A 19,713-nucleotide genomic window follows, 5' to 3' on the forward strand; every position below is an offset into this window, starting at 1 on the left:
GATTAGCATATAATTTTTATTCTTGTAAGACAACGTGTAATAGGCTACCAATTTTTGTGAATATTATAGACATTTCTACGAGTACAATAACGTTTTATTTAAAAAAAGGTTCGCTTTCATTTTAGTTTTTCGCAAAAAAATACAAAAATATTTATTTTTAAAGTAACGAAGAGATTTGAAGCAACATCAAATGTTAAGATGCGAACAACGCGAGGGATTTCTAAAGCATTCCATATTCTCTCTTTTTGATGTTCTACCCGTTTCTTTTGAATGTTCCTGCGAATCCCCCTACATAGAACCAGCTATTTTTATTTTATATAGACTAAGTCATAAAAAAGAGGCTAGGACAAAAAGAAAAATGTTAGACCGATTGCATCGGTCTAACATTTTTTTGATTTAGGAAGGAACACTCTACTCATTAAAGCAAAAAAGTTATTACCTATTTTCGCTATTTTTCAAAATAATCGAGTTCTGTCCCAGCCTCTAAAAATATCCTTTTTCTTTCAAACTAATAAATTGATGATCGCCGATGATAAGGTGATCAATCAAATCAATGCCCATAATATATCCAGCCTCTAAGATTCGTTTCGTCACTTCAATATCCTCTTCACTGGGGGTCGGCACGCCGCTGGGGTGATTATGCGCACAAATTATCGAAGCCGCAGATCTCTTTACAGCCTCGCGAAATATCTCTCTAGGATGGACGATTGAAGCATTTAGACTGCCTATAAAAATCGTCTGCCTATGAATAATTTGATTTTTTATATTTAAAAAAAGAACTACAAAATGTTCTTGATTCAGTGAGGTCATATCAGGCATTAAATAGGCGGCGGCATCTTGCGGTGAACGTATCGTATATTTTTCATCGCTTTGTTTCTGAGCAAGACGTCTACCAAGTTCAATGGCTGCTAATATTTGAATGGCTTTAACCTCACCAATCCCTTTAATCGCAACCATTTCTTCTATAGTTGCATGTTTTAAATAATGTAAACGCTCAAAAACACTTAGTATGCGATTTGCAAGTACAAGTACAGACTCTTCTTTAGTGCCTGTCCTTAGTAAAATGGCCAGTAGCTCCTGATTCGATAAACTCATTGCCCCTTGTCGCAGTAGTCTTTCACGAGGTCGATCCTGTATATTAACGTCTCGTATCATCATTCTTGGTAAAACATCATTTGGCAAAAAAGCCTCACTCCTTCGCAAATTGGATAATATCGAGACCTACCAAATGCGTAAACAACGCTGCAAGTGGTAAGCCGACAACATTGTTATAATCTCCTTCAATTCGCTTAACTAAAAGTGTACCAGCAGTTTGAATGCCATAACCACCTGCTTTATCAAATGGGTCTCCCGAATCTACATATGCTTCGATCAGCTCCTGCGATAAATGATGAAAGACAACATTTGTCTCCTCGATAAATGTTGTTTCATTACCGTCAGGCTCAATAATGGCAACAGCTGTCATGACCGCATGATGCTTGCCTGATAAACGTAATAAGTGAGAAATTGCCTCCTCACGATCTGTTGGTTTATGAAGTAGCTTATTATCATAAACAACAATAGTGTCTGCTCCAATAATCGTTGCATTTGGCGCTTTTTTTGCCACATCCCTTGTTTTTAATAGAGCTACACCTTTTACATAATCTTGCATTGTAGTTGCCTGGACACTTGTCTCTTCTACTTCACTGGTGATTATGTCAAATGGAAGTGATAGCATTGCAAGCAATTCCTTTCGTCTAGGTGAGGCAGAAGCGAGCACTAGCTTGTGATTTGTATTAAACATTATCTGACCATTCCTCCTTATTAGTTATCATAACGGAGAATTTAGGTTTTGAAAATTTTCAAAAAATCAAGATAATGCTTATTTTGCCATCTTTCATGCTTAAAACTTCACTTGAAGACAAGTATTTTTCGATTTGTAATGGGCAAAAACATGTAAACGAATGATGCTAATATCGTTTGAAATTGAAGAGGCTGCCGCACCAATAGATTGCCAATCAGCAGGGAGTGTAGAATCCTTCGAATTATCCTTAAAATTTAATTTTGTTGCCTTTTTGTCAGCTAGCACAGATGGTAGCTCTGCAATCGTAGCCTCCTTACAGCTGTCACTACTTACACTAAATGCTTTTTTAAATGTGGGAGGATCTTTTAAAAAGACTAGCTGACTTTCATCGGTTACCATACTTGTCCAAACGTAAAACTTCCCATCAACCTCGACAATGGCACTCTCTTTTAATGAAGGGTGTTCAGCTACAAACGAGCTTGCACTTTCATAATTTGAATAAACCCCCGCTTGACTTGCAAAAAACATAGTTCCATCCATCGCTTCACCTGCTGTCGGAATTGTTTCTGCGTCTGTATTTTTATTATTACTATTACTGGCTATATCACCGCCATTATTTTCCAAAGAAAATTGAGTGCTCGCTTGAAGAACACCTAAAAAAATAGCTACACCAAAAAGTCCCACTACTCCTCCAATAAACATCGCACGAAATATTTGTTTTTTCATGACCTGACTGACAATTTTCATTCGTCCATCACCTCTTCCTTCACGTATCAAAGCCTATCTATAAAAAGACAAGACTGTTTATGACTACAATTTGATATAAGTATATGTATAAAAGTATGTGTAAATGCTAATTTACTTCATTTTGATTTAGTAGTGGTTTTTGAGGTTTATCATAAAAATTAAATATTTTGTATCCAAATTTTTTACCATCGAATTCCCTTTTTGCGAAACATAAACTAGATAAAACCGTTTATAGCCTCTCTAATCTAATGAAAAACGGGCAAGTCACAAAACAACCATTAGCTTTCACCAAGAAAAACTCTCCAATCAAAATGTAATAGAGGAAATAGAAACATATTAGGGAAAAGTGCTTGAAGAAATCCGAGAGAGGATATCAGAATTTTAATAGTAATAGTAATAGGAGAATTATAATGAACCCTATTTGTCCCAATGACCTTGGAATAACTAATCTGCAAAAAAGCCCTACCGTTCACACAATAAAAAAGAAAATCAGGGCCTCTCTTTATAATGAGAACCTGATTTTCACTAGAAATTACATATTATACATTTTTTAATCTACTACGTACTTCAGTTAATAAATACAACGAACCCGTTACAATAGTTCTCGACTTACTTTCTGACTGTCGTTGTAAAAATTGAACATAATCTTCTAACACTGCTTTATGAGAAGCATTGGACAGCTCAAGCATTTTTTGAGCAGCCATCGCACGAGAATTACTGAAATCAACAAAGTAAAAATAATCACTTACCTGCTCAAACTGAAGCAATATCTCTTTTACAGCTTTATCAGCAAGAATGCCAATGACAAAAGAAATCTGCTCTTCTGGGAACTCATGTTTTATCGTTTCTATTAATTTCTCAGCACTCGCCGGATTATGAGCACCGTCTAAAAAAATATAAGGCAAAATTTCTTCAAAGCGTCCTAAAATGGTTGCGTTTTCCACAGCTTTTTGAATAGCCTCTTTACTAACTTGTATCCTACATGTGGTCGCCACTTCAAAAAAGGCTGTAATAGCAAGTGCCATATTATTCGCCTGATGTGCTCCCTTCATTGTGCGTATGAGCTCTGTAATACGGAAGCCATTATCATTATGCACATAACTCTCTCCATCATTTCTCTGCTCCACATAAAACTGATGATTTAACTCAAAAACGGATGAATGTATTTTTTTAGCTTCCTGATAAACTATATTCTTTGCCTCTAACGGCAACTCACCGATAATAACTGGACGATCCGGCTTAATAATTCCGGCTTTATGGCGGGCAATACTTTCAATCGTATCTCCTAAAAAATTCGTATGCTCTAATGCGATACTCGGGATGATTGACACAATTGGTGTAACCACATTTGTACTATCAAGTAAGCCCCCCATCCCTGCTTCAATAAGGGCAATATCTACATTACTCGCAACAAAATGTAAAAATGTTACAACAGTTAAAAGTTCAAAATCTGTTAATTTCCCACTAAGTCCAGCTGCCTGCATTTGTTGGAATACCCGATTCATTTCCGCTTCCGTAATTGCTCGGCCCTCTACTTGAATTTGGTCATGTACGTCCAAAATACAAGGAGACATAAATTTACCAACACGTAAGCCATGTTCTTTGGCGATTGATTCTAGAAATGTAAGAGTCGAGCCTTTACCATTAGTCCCTGCAAAATGCACGACTCGCAATTTTTTCTCTGGATTACCTACTCGTGCCAATGCCTCTTCAATTGCAGTTAGACCAGGCTTAATAACATCATCGCTTAAAACATTCCATTTTTCTTTATAACTATTAAATTTGGGGATCATCGTTGTTCCCCCTGTAGCCATTGTCGTATTTCAGCTATGAAATACAATGAACCTGTAATGACTATAATATCCTCATCATTTCTTTGATGTAGCACTGTTTGAACCATTTCACGCCAATCCACACTATACGTTTTGTTCGTATTTGTCGATAATGAAGCTAATTTTTCAGCAGGCATAGCATTCGGCAGTTCAATTTGTGTAAATGCTATTGATGTAGCAATACTATCCATTAAAGCAATACTATTCGCATGATCTTTATCTGACAATGCTGCATATATAAATCGATAGTTTTGATGTGGATATACCGTTTTAAGTGTTTGAATTATTGCAGCTGTTCCTTCTGAATTATGCGCTCCATCTAGTACTATATTGCCAGATAATTGCTCAAAACGTCCTGCCCACTGAGCGATCGCCAATGCTTGACGAATTGACTCATCTGAAATGTCAATTGCTCCATTCTCTCTTAACACGAGGATAGCTGTAATCGCTAGACTTGCATTATCTATCTGATGTGGCCCGGCCATTTTTACTGGGACATCTACCATCTCTACATTTGCTTTTTGGTAATTAAAGAGCTGTATATTAGCACTTTGCACAATGTTTTCAACCGTAAAATCTTTTCCTAAAACAAAGCATGGCGCATGACGCTCATTTGCTATCTCCTGGATAACAGTAAGTGCCTCTTCACTTTTAACCCCGACAACAACTGGTACACTTTCTTTAATAATTCCTGCCTTTTCAAATGCTACCTTTGCTAATGTATCTCCTAAAAACGCAGTATGTTCTAGTGAAATCGTTGTAATAATTGAAATAAGTGGCGTAACGACATTCGTTGCATCTAAACGTCCACCAAGTCCTGTTTCAATCAGTACAATATCCACTTCTTCATCCGCCAAGTATTGGAACATAATAAGTGTCACGACTTCAAAAAAGCTTGGATATTCACCTTTATAATGTGTCTCAATAATAGTAGAAACTTTGTTCATATAATGTAAAAATTGCGCATCAGAAATTTGATTTCCATTAATAGTTATTCGTTCATTGACACACTCTAAATGAGGTGAAGTAAAGGCACCAACTTTGTAGCCAGCATGTTGTAGCATTTCTCTTAGTGCATTCACTGTTGAACCCTTACCATTTGAACCCGCTAAATGAATAGCGCGTAGCTTGTCCTGCGGGTTACCTAGAATCTCCAGTACCTCTCGCATCAATACAAGTGGTGCCCGTTTATGATCAACTGCCTTTAACATAAAAATAAAATCTGTACATTCTTTCATCGATTTAAACAAAAGAAACACTCCCTCTTACTACAATATCTCTATTTTAGTACAAGTGATGCCCAATACACATATATTTCGAAAAAAACTCTTGTTTACTTACACCATTTCACTGAATTTTGAGGTGGGCGTCTTGTACCTGCCTCTTTGCTTTCGATACGATAAATTACTGCCCGTTCATCCGAGATAAAAATACCTTTCGCTATAATAATTACGAAATTCCGACAATTTACCATCAACTGGTAATTAATTAGCGAACCATACTATTCAACAACGGGTATAATGAATTGTTTTAAAAATACATTCCCTATAATGTATATCTTTTGGCGCATATAAAAACAGCGGATGACTTTTCATCATCCGCTGTTTCCTATTTACATATTTTTTAGTTCTTCTAAACGTTTTAATACAATCGCATGTTTACTTTCGTAATCGGCTAATTTTTCACGCTCCGCATTAACTAATGCTTCCGGCGCTTTAGACACGAATTTCTCATTCGATAATTTACCAGTTACAAGCTTCACTTCTTTTGCCCATTTTTCTAATTCTTTTTCAAGACGAGCAATTTCTTCTTCTAGATTAATAAGTCCAACAAGCGGTAAGAATAGCTCAGCTCCAGTTACTACTGCTGTCATTGACTGACCAGGAGCCTCTAAACCTTCTCCAATTGTTAGTGATTCTGGATTACAGAATTTTTCTAAGTACGCTTTATTGGCTTCAAGTACTGTAACCGTTGTAGCATCCTTCGCTGAAATATATAACGGCACTTTTTTGCTCATTGGTGTATTAACTTCCGCACGAATATTACGTACTGAACGTATAATATCCATTAGGAGCTTCATATTGTCTGCTTCCTCTGCAAAATGAAGATCCTCACGTACAGTTGGCCATGCTGCCACTGTGATTGATTCACCTTCATGAGGTAAGTGCTGCCAGATTTCTTCCGTAATGAATGGCATGAATGGGTGTAATAGACGCATCGTTTGATCTAAAACATAAGCTAAAATAGAACGAGTTGTTTTCTTAGCTGCTTCATCATCACCGTATAACGGTAATTTCGCCATTTCAATATACCAAGAACAGAAATCATCCCAAATGAAGTTATACAGCTCGCGGCCAACTTCACCAAATTCGTAGCGCTCTGCAAGAGATGTTACACGTTCAATTGTTTCATTCAAGCGAGTAAGAATCCATTTATCGGCAACTGATTTTTCACCAGTTAAGTCGATTTCATCATATGTCATACCTTCCATGTTCATTAAAGCGAAACGAGAGGCATTCCAAATCTTATTAGAGAAGTTCCATACAGCTTCTACTTTTTCAGTTGTATAGCGTAAATCTTGACCAGGTGATGATCCAGTAGCTAAGAAGTAACGTAATGAATCGGCACCGTATTGATCAATAACGTCCATAGGGTCTACACCATTGCCAAGTGATTTACTCATCTTGCGTCCTTCACCATCACGTACTAAACCGTGAATTAATACATCTTTGAATGGGCGCTGACCTGTAAATTCAAGACCTTGGAAAATCATTCGAGATACCCAGAAGAAAATAATATCATAACCAGTTACAAGTGTGCTTGTTGGATAGTAACGTTTATATTCTTCATTTGTCTCATCTGGCCAACCCATTGTTGAAAATGGCCATAGCGCTGAAGAGAACCATGTATCTAATACGTCTTCATCTTGTGTCCAATTCTCTGCATCTGCTGGCGCTTCTTTTCCTACGTAAATCTCACCTGTTTCATTGTGATACCATGCTGGGATTTGATGACCCCACCATAATTGGCGAGAGATACACCAGTCACGGATATTTTCCATCCAGCGAGAATATGTGTTTTCAAAACGAGATGGTACGAAGTTTACTTTTCCTTCTTCATCTTGTTGAAGCGCAAGTGAAGCATCAGCAAGTGGTTGCATTTTTACGAACCATTGTGCTGAAAGATATGGCTCTACAACAGCACCAGAACGTTCAGAGTGACCTACTGAATGGGTATGCTCTTCAATGCGAATAAGCACGCCTGCCTCTTGTAGATCAGCTACAATTTGCTTACGGCATTCAAAACGGTCCATACCATTATACTTGCCAGCAAGCTCGTTCATTGTACCATCTTCATGCATTACAAGAATACGTTCTAAGTTGTGGCGGTTCCCAACCTCAAAGTCGTTTGGATCATGTGCCGGTGTCATTTTTACAACTCCAGTACCAAATTCCATATCTACGTAGTCATCTGCTACGATAGGGATTTCACGACCAACAATTGGTAAAATAACTGTTTTACCAATTAAGTGTTGATAACGCTCATCATTCGGGTGAACTGCTACTCCCGAGTCACCTAGCATTGTTTCAGGGCGTGTTGTCGCTACTTCCACAAATCCTGAGCCATCAGCTAATGGGTATTTCATGTGATAGAAAGCACCTTGAACATCATGATAGATAACTTCAATATCTGATAACGCTGTTTTCGCAGCAGGGTCCCAGTTAATAATACGTTCACCACGATAGATTAAACCTTTTTCATATAATTGAATGAACACGGTTTTAACTGCATCGGAAAGACCTTTATCAAGTGTGAAACGCTCACGAGAATAATCTAATGCAAGGCCAAGCTTCGCCCATTGGTCGCGAATATGACTAGCGTACTCCTCTTTCCATTCCCATGTTTTTTCGAGGAATTTTTCACGACCTAAATCATAACGTGTAATATTATCTTCACGCAGTTTAGCCTCTACTTTTGCTTGTGTCGCTATACCTGCATGGTCCATTCCAGGTAACCAAAGTGCATCATACCCTTGCATGCGCTTCATACGAATTAAAATATCTTGTAACGTTGTATCCCAAGCATGACCAAGATGTAGTTTACCTGTTACATTCGGTGGTGGAATAACGATTGAATAAGGTTCCTTTTCACTCGTAGGCTGTGCCTCGAAAAATTTCCCTTGTAACCACCATTCATAACGACCCGCTTCAATGGACAGCGGATCATATTTTGTTGGCATTGAGATGTTTTCTGTCATTTTGACTCCTCCAGTTGATTCATTAGTTTCACCAATGTGAGATCGTACCAATCATTCTGTTTTATGTCTCATACCGAGGCACATTGACCAGAAGATTTAATGAAAATAAAAAAACTCCTAACGTCTAAAAGGACGAAGGAGTTTAAATTCGCGGTACCACCTTTAATTCCAGCAGAGGCGAGTTAAGCAGTCACTTTACACACATTCCATCAGGAAATAGCATGCACTACTTTGCTTAAGCCTTTTACTACTGGCTCTCAATTCGGTAACGGTGTTTAACCGGCTTTAACTACTGTTAGTTCACTAAAGCTGCTCGAGGGCTACATTCAATTAGGTACATATAGAAACTTTTCAGCTACCGTTTCCTCTCTTAAAATGTACTATTAATTTACTCTTCCCTGTCATAGCATCTATATTCGACTTTTTCACATTGTACCGCAGAATCGTACAATTTTTCAAGTGATTTAGTCATTTTTTAGGAAGCACTACAAAGTAAGTAGAAAAGGAAGTGAAAATTCAAATGCGACGACGTAAGTATAATCCCTGGCTTTTACCACCATGGATACGACAAGTTCGTTTTTATTGTAGAACGATCATCGTGCCAATTTGTGCTTTTCAATTTATACGTGTCATCATTATTCCAACATCCGGTGATTTCATCATCCTATTGCTCTTGCTACTTCTATGCTATTTACTTTTGAATGATATTATTTAAAACACGAACCTTTAGCGGTGTATAGTCTTCCGTTAAATCCCAAATCATTGATGGAACTTCATGCCAAGAGCTAGACTCACGAACTACAATATGACTTGAGGATTCTCTCAACACTGTTTTTTGCTCAATCGATGTAGTTTTTTCTTTTTTGGCTGAAGCTACTGTAGCTTCAGACTTTTCCTTTTGTGCTGAAAATGTTACAGCTTTTGATTTTTCTTCTTGTATCGAAGCAACTACAGCTGCAGGTTGTTTTACTTGCGCTGTTTCTTCTACAAGCGTAACCTTCTCTATTTGGGCTGAAGCATTTACAGCGATAGACTGTTCTTCTAAAACATGAGCTTTTTCAAATGTTTGCTCATGCTCATTAAAAATACTTGTAACCGTCCATTCGAGCTGACACATTTGATTTGTCAGTGTAGGTCGAATATCCTTGACCATTAAATCTTCAATAGCAGAATCCCTAGGTAAATCCACATTTAAAGGAACTGCATACTCAAAATACCCAGTATCTCCTTGAATATCAAGTGTATCAATTTGTACTAATTCTTCATCATCCATGAAAGCTTGCATGTCTCGAAAATCAAAGCGAACATGTGCAGTGATGTGATAAATACCCATTAATCTTAGTGAATCTTCTAGCTGCATTGTCTGCCACCTCGGTTTAATTTGCACAGCTGCTATTTCTGTTGGGCAGCCATAACCAGGAAAACAGAAAGTTTCACTCATATTCCAAGTTTTGTGTTCGATAATAATCCCTCCCCTTGCATCATATGAAGCTTCGGAGATTAATATGCTATAAGAATAGTAAATAAGGGTACTGATGATCAAGAAGGTTTTTCGACGCTCATCCCTTCTTGATAACTAATATAATTGCTTACAAAAGTTCACGTAGAAATTTTTATTTTTTCATTAAAAATGGCATACTAGAAAATACTTCTAGCATGCCATTTTACTGTTGGTTTAACAGCTTTATTATACATTCACCAATTTAATTTTATTTGCTACACGATCTGTTAACATTTGTGTTGCTTTTGGTACGATTGGCTTAAAGATTGGATTTAAAACAGGACCAGCTAATCCTCCTGCCTTTACTTCTAAATAGCCTGTCATTTTTGTATGATCTGCATCAATACTTTCTGCAAGGAAATAACCGTTCCCTGAAAAGTTATCAGAAAGTCCCTTTAATTCGAAAGTTACTTTAGTAGGTGCTAACCACTCTAAAATAGTAATTTCTACTTCAACTGTTTTTTTCAGAACACCGACGTTACCTTTAAACGTCCATGTTGAATGTTTTTCATCAATCATTTCATGTGCATTATAACCTGGGACAAGCTTTGCCCATTTTTCCATATCACTGACGAAATCCCATACATTTTCAATTCCTACGGGTACTTCGACTATGTGTGTGCCTGTTGCCATATCAATTCACTACTTTCTTTTATGAATAGATATATTATAAACGATTTCGCCCACAATTTGGCTATGCTGAAAGTTTTAATTTTGACAAAAAAAAATCTTCCAGTAAAAACGCTCGTCTTCCGATTTACAAAATTCAGAAAATCCATTCAAGATAAATCCATAGCTGTATTAAAGTGAGACTTTGAGTTGTTGCTCTCTATTTACATGCTACTTTCACGTAGAGTATGTTGATCGCTGTTTCACTTTTGCAGACACCTACTTTCCACTATGTAATTATCTGTATAAAATTATTACCTTTAAGGAATTTCATATTTTTACCTATGTACTGCTGCTTTTTCAGCTATCTAACTAATAGAGCAATTAAACAGGTTTACGAAGTGTTTTATCATGGATAAGCCAATGATTAGATTAGTGGAGGTTTAGACTTCATCGTCTCACCCTGCTGTAACAGTAAATCTTTCTTGCTAGTCATACCTGTTCATATTACCTAATATGTATAAATGTAGTATACTAGAACGAAATGTCCGATTATTCAGTCATTAAAACAACATAGCAATTAAGTTTAAGAACAATATTTTAGCTTGTTCAACTATTGGGCAAAATTATGTAGTTTAATCTTCTATAAGTATTAAAAGGCGCAAGCTGAATAGGGATAAATGGAGGGAAATATGGTGAAAAAACAACGTTCAAACAAAATATTAATTTTATTCGAGTTGATTTTTTATGCAGTATTACCTTATTTTATATGGAATTTTGGTAGAGAGCCTTTAGGTGATTATACAGCAATGCTAATTTCAACCATTCCCGGGATTGTTTATACCATTTACCGCTTTATTTTAGATAAGCAATTTAACATTACAGGCTTATTAATTTTATGCTCTCTAACACTAGGTACGACGGTTAATTTGCTATCAGGTTCAGCAGAGCAAATGATTTGGAATGGTGTATATCTAAGTCTCTTCTATACATTTCTTTATATTGTTACGCTAATGATTAAGCGTCCTCTTTCTTTATATTTTGCTGTTGATTTTGTATATTTGCAAGGTTATGCACGAATGGAGAGCCGAGCATTATTTTTTCAAAAAGGCATCTTTAAATGGTTTCAATTTATTCAGGTTATTTTCATCATAAGAGGACTTTTTATGGCAGGATTAACAGTATACCTACTCCAAAAATACGGAATTGATGGTTATGGTGGCATGTTGATATATAAGCAAATCGCAGGTTGGGCTTTCTCGATTTTACTTATAGGTATGTTCTTTTATATAAATGTCCCAGTACGAAACTTTTTTGCTCAGCAACAAAATAAATTACAAGACAACAATAATCTAGCTCTCCAACAATCAAACGCAACTGTTGAATAGGCTTTATTTTCTTCTTCTCCTAACAGGGGCTTTCGTTTAATAAAAATAGGGCATCAACGAAGTAGTTATAGAAGGCCCTAACAAGAAAAATGATTGAGCTGATTGAGTTTATTCCTTTTCTCTTGGCATTGCCTTAGATATTCCCGCAAATGTAAATGAGTTACGTCCTCAACATTGATTGTAGCTTTGTAAAAAAGATTGATTGTTTATAATAAAGATTGATAAAAATCATCTCTTTAGTTATCCTTTGAGATGATTTTTTTATTGGACATTTATGTTAAAACTGATCCTTATCTTGTAAAGAATTTCTTCCAATCCTTCCACCGTATGGTCCACTTTATCAAACGAACTTAACAATTGACCAAATGGTTGCTATTCAACGCTCTCATAAAATTGGCGTCAAGAATATAAATAAATGGAATTTACCGGTGAAGGGAGAATAATTGGGGGTTTGTGGTATTATATAGTTAGCGAAGAAATAGAATAAAATTTTCCAACGAGCTTCGCAAACAATTGAAATTACCAATAGAGGGTCCTACCGACAAAATGCTACAGACCAAATTACTGTAAGACACTTTTTGGAAGGATAAATCAGTTCCTACTTTTATAGAATAGGCTCTAAATGGTATTTACTTAGGTTATAGTAACAGCTAGGTTTTTAATAGCTGAGAATTAAAAGGAGAGATTTCATTATTTATGTTTAAAAATTTTTTTGGAAAGTGCTTAGTAACTTTTTTTGTTTTACTTTTACTTATCCCTGTATTTACAAATCAAAAGGCTTCAGCTAATTCACTACCTCAAAATGAAATGCGTGCAGCCTGGATTGCAACAGTATCTAATATTGATATGAAGGCAGGTATGAGTAAAACCCAATATACTCAATGGGTTCAAAGTACCTTAGACAAATTAAAAGCTGATAACTTTAATGCAGTTATTTTTCAAGTTAAGCCATTAAATGATGCACTGTACCCGTCTAAGCTTGCTCCATGGTCATCGTATATAACAGGCAATACACAAGGGACTAATCCGGGTTTTGATCCATTGCAAATAATGCTAGACGAAGCACATAAGCGAGGATTAGAACTTCATGCTTGGGTAAACCCATATAGGGTCACTATGCCTTCGCAATCTTTGACTAATCTTGCTGCCGATAATGTAGCCCGTAAAAATCCTAATTGGGTAGTGAAATACGGTAAACAATACTATTTAGATCCTGGTTTGCCGGAAGTTCAAAATTACTTATTATCAACCATAGAAGAATTAGTAAGCAACTATGATATCGACGCTGTACATATGGATGATTACTTCTATCCTTATAAAATAAAAGGAGAGACTTTTCAAGATCAACAAACTTTTAAAAAGTATGGTGGCTCATTCAAGAATATTGAAGACTGGCGCAGAAATAATGTTAATCAATTAGTAAAAAAGGTTTATGCAAGCATTAAGGCAATTAAACCTCATGTTCAATATGGAATATCTCCGTTTGGAATTTGGCGAAACAAAGGGCAAGATTCTACTGGTAGTAATACGAATGGAATGAGTAACTACGATGATCTTTATGCTGATACAAGACAGTGGATTAAAGATGGAAGTATCGATTATATTGCTCCTCAAATCTATTGGTCCAGAAATCATAAAGCAGCAAATTACTCTGTTTTATTAGATTGGTGGGGAAGAGAAGTTCAAACGTACGCAAAAGTCCATCCAGTTAATTTATATATTGGCATGGCCAATCATAAAGTTGGAAATGATTCTGATACTGCATGGAATAATAAGACGGAACTTGTCAACCAAGTAATCGCCAACAGAGCAAATAAAAATGCTCAAGGACAAATGCATTTTTCTCTAAGAAGTATTAACAATAACGCTCTTGGATATGCTTCTTATCTAAATCAGCAACTATACAATTATAAAGCTTTAACACCTACAATTTATTGGAAAGGCTCTGCAATACCTTTATGTCCAACTGATGTTAAATTGAGTAAAGAGTCTTTCGGCATGAAGCTTACTATTACAGATGAAAATAGTACTCAACCAAGGAAATATGTAATATACCGATTTGATGGAACAAAAGAAGGATCATATGAAGACGTTAAAAATATAGTAGACGTGGTTTATAACACACAAGGTAATACTATTTATGTAGATACTATTGCAAATAATAGTAAAGTATACACATATGGTATAAAGTCTATATCTGCTACAGGTGTGGAAAGTAAAACTGCTTTTGTTCTAAAATACGGAGATCCTTACCAGTAGCAATAAAGCCAACACCTGAAGGGCCAGAGAAACCAGAATAACCTGTAGATTCAAAGTCTATTAGTAGAAAATAATCGATCTTTTTTATTAAAACCAATCTTATATTTGAGGGATAAGAATCCATTTTGATCAATCTTTTTTCAAAATGGATTCTTTTTATTTATCGAAAAATGCTGGCTTGTGAAGAATTTTTGATCAAACTTTATTTTAAAGCAACATTGATTAGCCCCTTATCAAGGCAATGTTCAATAAATAGATAGAGTTTAATTTTGCACGTTTACTTAAGTATGTTGTTGAATCGTCTATCTGCAATAAATCCTCATGTGCAAATTTTATAAGCATACAAAAAACCACCTCCTATCAAATGTTAGAATTGATAAGAAGTGGTTACTAATTTGTTAATGGATTGAGAATTACACTACTTCATAAAAGGAACGTATTTTCGCTCTCTTTTTATCTTGCTAATTGTGCAAATACTTTATGGAAGGCTTCAACCGTTTTTGCGATATGCTCCTCCGTATGTGCAGTAGAAATGAATAATCCTTCAAATTGAGATGGCGGTAAGAAAATACCTTCCTCTGCCATTAGACGGAAATATTCAGCGAATAATTGTAAATCAGACGTTTTTGCTGAAGCAAAATCAATAACATCTTCATTCGTAAAGAAGAAACCTATCATGGAACCGGCACGATTAACAGTGTGTGGAATATTGTATTTCGTTGCTGCCTCTCGGAAACCAGCTTCTAATTGATCACCTAATTTTTTGAAGTATTCATACGTACTTTTATCTAGGCGAGATAATGTTTCATAACCAGCAGTCATTGCTAATGGATTACCTGATAATGTTCCAGCTTGATAAATTGGACCTGCTGGTGCTACTTGCTCCATAATCTCTTTTTTTCCTGCAAATGCACCGACAGGAAGTCCACCGCCAATTACTTTTCCTAATGTTGTCATATCTGGTGTTACATCAAAATAACCTTGTGCACAGCCATAGTCAACACGGAAGCCTGTCATCACTTCATCAAAAATCAACAATGTTCCATGTTCCTTTGTTAATTCACGTAAGCCTTGTAGGAAGCCTGGTAGTGGAGGCACTACGCCCATATTACCTGCGACTGGCTCAACAATTACTGCTGCAAGCTCTGAACCAAATTTTTCGAAAACTAGTTTTGCCCCTTCCAAATCATTGTACGCTACAGTTAATGTGTTACGTGCAATATCTGCTGGGACACCAGGGCTGTCTGGTAAACCTAATGTAGCTACACCAGAGCCAGCCTTAATAAGCAAGGAATCTCCGTGACCATGATAAGAGCCCTCAAATTTTAATATTTTATCGCGCCCTGTAACACCGCGAGCTACGCGTAAAGCAGACATCGTAGCCTCTGTCCCTGAAGACACGAAGCGAATCATTTCCATACCAGGAAGTCGATCTAATACTAATTTAGCTAATCGATTTTCTGTATAGCTTGGTGCTCCAAACGAAGAGCCTTTCGCCGCCGTTTCTGCAATTGCTTTGACAACTTCTGGATGCGTATGACCTAAAATAAGAGGTCCCCATGATAATACATAATCAATATACTCATTGCCATCAATGTCTTTAATGATAGCGCCATGACCAGACTCCATGAAAATCGGATCCATATTTACGGATTTGAATGCACGTACTGGACTACTAACACCACCTGGCATTAAGTTAATGGCTTCAGCATAAGCTTGTTTTGATTTTTCGTAAGAACGCGTCATTTATTTCTCCTCCAACCAACGTACAACATCTTTAGCATGATACGTAATGATTAAATCTGAGCCTGCACGTTTCATGCTAAGTAACGTTTCAAGCACTACTTTTTTCTCTTCAATCCAACCATTAATTGCAGCTGCTTTAATCATTGCATATTCACCAGAAACGTTGTATGCAACAATCGGTAATGTATAGTTATTTTTCACATCACGAATAATATCTAAATAACTTAGAGCTGGTTTAACAATTAAGAAATCTGCACCTTCTGCAATATCCGACTCTGCTTCACGGAATGCCTCCATACGATTCGATGGATCCATTTGGTATGATTTACGATCGCCAAATTGAGGCGCACCATCAGCTGCTTCTCGGAATGGGCCATAGTAGCTAGATGCATATTTTACGGCATATGACATAATCGGAACATTTTCAAAGCCAGCTTCATCTAGACCTGCACGAATCGCTGCCACAAAACCATCCATCATATTGGAAGGAGCGATGATATCCGCACCAGCTTTTGCTTGTGATACTGCTGTACGTGCTAAAACATCTAATGAAGAATCATTTAGAATTTGATCGCCTTCAATTAAGCCACAATGACCATGGTCTGTAAATTCACATAAACATGTATCTGCAATAACTAAAAGCTCTGGGTAACGAGCTTTAATAAGTCGTGTTGCTTCTTGAACAATACCATGATCATGGAATGCACCAGTTCCGACTGCATCTTTTTCTGCAGGTAAGCCAAATAAAATAACCGCAGGAATACCCAAAGCAACAACTTCATCAATCTCAGCTTCAAGTTTATCTAATGAAAATTGAAAAACTCCCGGCATAGAAGATACTTCGTTTTTAATATTTTCGCCTTCAATAACGAAAATTGGATAAATTAAGTCTTCTTTGTGTAAGTATGTTTCTTTTACCATAGATCGTATTGCAGCATTTGCACGCAAACGACGATGTCTTTGAAATTGTAATTTTGTCATTTTCTTTCTCCTACTTTCATTATTTCCTCGATGACTGCTTGCATTGTATATACGTTCGGCATAACATCCACAGTAGCACCGTAATGTAAAATAGCTGCTTCTGTAATATGACCGATTGCTGCTAGGCGTGCTGTCTCCCAACCAATTACCGAAGCTACATCCTTTGCGTAGACATCAACAGCGGAAGGGCTAGCAAAAATCACGGTGACGTCACTATTCTTATGGATACAATCCATAATTACTAGTTTTTGATCGTGTCGCTCAATCGTTTCATAAACTGTCCATTCCTCCAATTTAAAGGGCAGCCCTTCCTTCAATGTCTGTTTCGCTTTTTCTCCACGAATAAATAGACAAGTAGAATTGCTACCTACTACGCTAGGAAATTCTTGGACAAATACATCTGCACTAAATATAGAAGGCATAAAACTCACATGGAAGCCTAGGTTTTCTAATGCTGAAGTAGTTTTAGAACCAATAGAAGCAATCTTCACTTGAAAATTCTCAGTACTCAAATTAAAGCGTTGCATTTTACTAGCAAATGCATCTACAGCGTTTTGACTCGTAAAAATGAGCCAATCAAATTGACGCGCAACCTCTAAACGCTCATCATCATTTCTATCGATCAGCTCGCAAGTTTCAATCAACGGGGCAATTACTGCTTGTCCACCTAAAGCTGTAATGTCATCTATAATGGTTGTCGTCTTAGATGTACCTGTCAAAATAATTGTTTTACCTTCTAAAGGCAAATTACTTTGCATCTTGCTCTGCCTTTACTCGTTGAATTAATTCAAAAGCACCTTGCTTCGTTAAAATCTCAGCAAGCTCTTTCCCAACTGTTGCCGCATCAGTGCCAACTACTGTTTCCTTGTAAACAACTGAGGCATCTGGTGCAGCAACAAGACCAGTTAATGTAATTTCTTCCCCATTAGACTTCGCATATCCTGCAATAGGTACTTGACAGCCACCATCCATAGCCGCTAGGAAAGCACGTTCTGCATGTGCTTCTTGCCATGTAATACTATCTGTTAACTTGCCTAATTCCACTAATAGCTCCGTATCGTCTCCACGGCATTCAATACCTAGAGAGCCCTGTGCTACTGCTGGTAGACAATCCTCTACAGGTAAAAACTCAGTAACTACTTCATCGCTCCAACCAAGGCGTTTTAGTCCAGCCGCCGCTAAAATAATGGCATCGTATTCATCAGTTTCAAGTTTAGCTAAGCGTGTATCTACATTTCCACGAATCCATTTAATTTCTATATCTGGGCGGACTGTTAAAAGTTGAGCACTGCGACGAAGAGAACTTGTCCCAACTACAGCTCCTGCTGGAAGATCAGCAAATTTCACATGCCCTTTTGAAATAAATGCATCACGCGCATCTTCACGGGGTGGAATACAGCCAATTACTAATCCTTCTGGCAGTATAGCAGGCATGTCTTTCATAGAATGAACAGCAAAGTCAATTTCTTTGTCATAAAGTGCTTGTTCAATTTCTTTTACGAAAAGTCCTTTACCTCCTACCTTAGATAGCTGCACGTCTAAAATTTGGTCGCCTTTCGTGACAATTTCTTTCACTTCAAACTCAAATGGTGCACCAGCTGCTTTTAACTCATTAATAAACCAATTTGTTTGCGTTAAAGCTAGCTTACTTCTTCTAGAACCTACAATAATTTTTCTCAACAGTCTCCAACCTCTCTTCTAATACCATAAATGGAATCGCGATAAACTACTTCCTAAAAAGAAGTTAACAACAACTAAAAGATAAGCGTATATATGTACCCACGCATAAGTTGTCCCTGTCAGCTTACTTTTACGATTCACATACAATATAAAGCAATACAAAATTAAAATAATAAAGGACCCAATAATCTTCGCATCAAAAACCGAAAGAGTATCTAGCGTTAGTAATGCCCATTCAAACCCTAAAACTAAACTTATAAACAGCACTGGGATCCCAATGAAAAATGACACATTCATCCAGCTGCTTGTCTGTTGTAGTGATGGTAGCCTTGTCCATAAATGTGACCACTTTTTCTTTTTAAGCAAACGATATACGACTAAATACAATATCGCAAAAACAAAAGTTAATGTAAATGCTGCATACGATAACATCGCAAACGATATATGAATAAAAAGCATTTCCGAAATTAAAGTATCGCTAACTGCTCCCGTTGGTCGTTTCGGCATAAAAGTAAAAATACTAGCGAACAAAAACCCTAGTATATTAATAATGAACACCGGAAGATCAACTCGTGCAATACAGTGCAGAATAATAGATAGTGTTACGAGCAGCCAGGAATAAAAGAGAATCCCTTCAGACAAGGATAAAATCGGAAAACGCTTCGTTTCCACAAAAGTTAATATAATAACGGCACCTTGAATTACCCATACGAATGAAACAAGCCAAAAAGCAATTCGCCTTGCACGTACTTGCTTATAAAAGTAATCAGTAAAGTAAAATACTAGACTGATCGCGTACAAGACGATTATCACTTCGTAGAGCCTTGTCATTGTCAAATCAGCCAATAGACATCCCTTCTTTATATTGAAAGTGCTAAAGTGGTGTACTTTAGCCTAAAAAAAAAACGTTTTCGTATCCTTAGTTTACC

The 19,713-nt window shown here is 36.8% G+C and carries 15 protein-coding genes and 1 other annotated feature; of the genes, 2 read left to right on the plus strand and 13 right to left on the minus strand.

Features of this window, described 5'->3' with window-relative positions:
• Window positions 1-483 precede the first annotated feature (483 nt).
• The 8 genes from radC to AB9L17_RS17710 all read right to left on the minus strand — a co-directional run bounded on the left by radC (window position 484) and on the right by AB9L17_RS17710 (window position 10,754).
• Window positions 484-1,155, minus strand: coding sequence for a RadC family protein (gene radC / locus AB9L17_RS17675; protein WP_083226948.1), 672 nt, complete (start codon window positions 1,153-1,155; stop codon window positions 484-486).
• A gap of 34 nt (window positions 1,156-1,189) precedes the next feature.
• A complete protein-coding gene (locus AB9L17_RS17680; protein ID WP_223553551.1) occupies window positions 1,190-1,783 on the minus strand; it encodes a Maf family protein in 594 nt (197 codons plus the stop codon).
• Window positions 1,784-1,882: 99 nt separating this feature from the next.
• On the minus strand, window positions 1,883-2,530 hold the full coding sequence (locus AB9L17_RS17685) for a hypothetical protein (RefSeq protein WP_068983773.1): 648 nt from the start codon (window positions 2,528-2,530) through the stop codon (window positions 1,883-1,885).
• Window positions 2,531-3,069: 539 nt separating this feature from the next.
• Entirely contained in the window at window positions 3,070-4,323 is a 1,254-nt protein-coding gene (locus tag AB9L17_RS17690) for a bifunctional folylpolyglutamate synthase/dihydrofolate synthase (RefSeq protein WP_068983774.1), read from the minus strand.
• Window positions 4,320-5,612, minus strand: a complete 1,293-nt coding sequence (locus AB9L17_RS17695) for a bifunctional folylpolyglutamate synthase/dihydrofolate synthase (RefSeq protein ID WP_263297415.1) — start codon at window positions 5,610-5,612, stop codon at window positions 4,320-4,322. Before AB9L17_RS17695 ends, AB9L17_RS17690 begins: the two co-directional genes overlap by 4 nt.
• Before the next feature lie 362 nt (window positions 5,613-5,974).
• Window positions 5,975-8,620 carry a valine--tRNA ligase gene (locus tag AB9L17_RS17700; protein ID WP_068983776.1) on the minus strand — a complete coding sequence of 882 codons (2,646 nt, stop codon included), beginning with the start codon at window positions 8,618-8,620 and terminating at the stop codon, window positions 5,975-5,977.
• 125 nt (window positions 8,621-8,745) lie between these two features.
• Window positions 8,746-9,034 (minus strand) — a binding site (T-box leader).
• Between the two features lie 277 nt (window positions 9,035-9,311).
• Window positions 9,312-9,980, minus strand: coding sequence for a valyl-tRNA synthetase (locus AB9L17_RS17705; protein WP_223553547.1), 669 nt, complete (start codon window positions 9,978-9,980; stop codon window positions 9,312-9,314).
• Between the two features lie 327 nt (window positions 9,981-10,307).
• Window positions 10,308-10,754 (minus strand): CoxG family protein, encoded by a 447-nt coding sequence (locus AB9L17_RS17710; protein ID WP_068983778.1) that lies wholly within the window; start codon window positions 10,752-10,754, stop codon window positions 10,308-10,310.
• 668 nt (window positions 10,755-11,422) lie between these two features.
• On the opposite strand from AB9L17_RS17710, the gene AB9L17_RS17715 reads away from it, so the two are divergent.
• Entirely contained in the window at window positions 11,423-12,118 is a 696-nt protein-coding gene (locus tag AB9L17_RS17715) for a VC0807 family protein (RefSeq protein ID WP_068983779.1), read from the plus strand.
• Window positions 12,119-12,814: 696 nt separating this feature from the next.
• Entirely contained in the window at window positions 12,815-14,377 is a 1,563-nt protein-coding gene (locus tag AB9L17_RS17720) for a glycoside hydrolase family 10 protein (protein WP_068983780.1), read from the plus strand.
• A 453-nt stretch (window positions 14,378-14,830) separates the two neighbouring features.
• On the opposite strand, the gene hemL is transcribed toward AB9L17_RS17720, so the two are convergent.
• From hemL to AB9L17_RS17745, 5 genes are read right to left on the minus strand one after another with little or no spacing between them, the layout of a single operon-like run.
• Complete coding sequence (hemL, locus tag AB9L17_RS17725) at window positions 14,831-16,123, minus strand: glutamate-1-semialdehyde 2,1-aminomutase (RefSeq protein ID WP_068983781.1); 1,293 nt, start codon at window positions 16,121-16,123, stop codon at window positions 14,831-14,833.
• On the minus strand, window positions 16,124-17,104 hold the full coding sequence (gene hemB, locus AB9L17_RS17730) for a porphobilinogen synthase (protein ID WP_068983782.1): 981 nt from the start codon (window positions 17,102-17,104) through the stop codon (window positions 16,124-16,126).
• A complete protein-coding gene (locus tag AB9L17_RS17735) occupies window positions 17,101-17,862 on the minus strand; it encodes a uroporphyrinogen-III synthase (protein WP_068983783.1) in 762 nt (253 codons plus the stop codon). Before AB9L17_RS17735 ends, hemB begins: the two co-directional genes overlap by 4 nt.
• The gene (hemC, locus tag AB9L17_RS17740; RefSeq protein WP_068983784.1) at window positions 17,852-18,784 is read right to left on the minus strand and encodes a hydroxymethylbilane synthase; all 933 of its coding nucleotides are present in this window, start codon (window positions 18,782-18,784) and stop codon (window positions 17,852-17,854) included. The genes AB9L17_RS17735 and hemC overlap by 11 nt, the downstream gene beginning before the upstream one ends.
• Window positions 18,785-18,802: 18 nt before the next feature.
• Window positions 18,803-19,630, minus strand: coding sequence for a cytochrome C assembly family protein (locus tag AB9L17_RS17745; protein ID WP_068983785.1), 828 nt, complete (start codon window positions 19,628-19,630; stop codon window positions 18,803-18,805).
• Window positions 19,631-19,713 lie beyond the last annotated feature (83 nt).

It is taken from the genome of Lysinibacillus sp. RS11, assembly GCF_042019215.1.
Taxonomy (GTDB): domain Bacteria; phylum Bacillota; class Bacilli; order Bacillales_A; family Planococcaceae; genus Lysinibacillus; species Lysinibacillus xylanilyticus_A.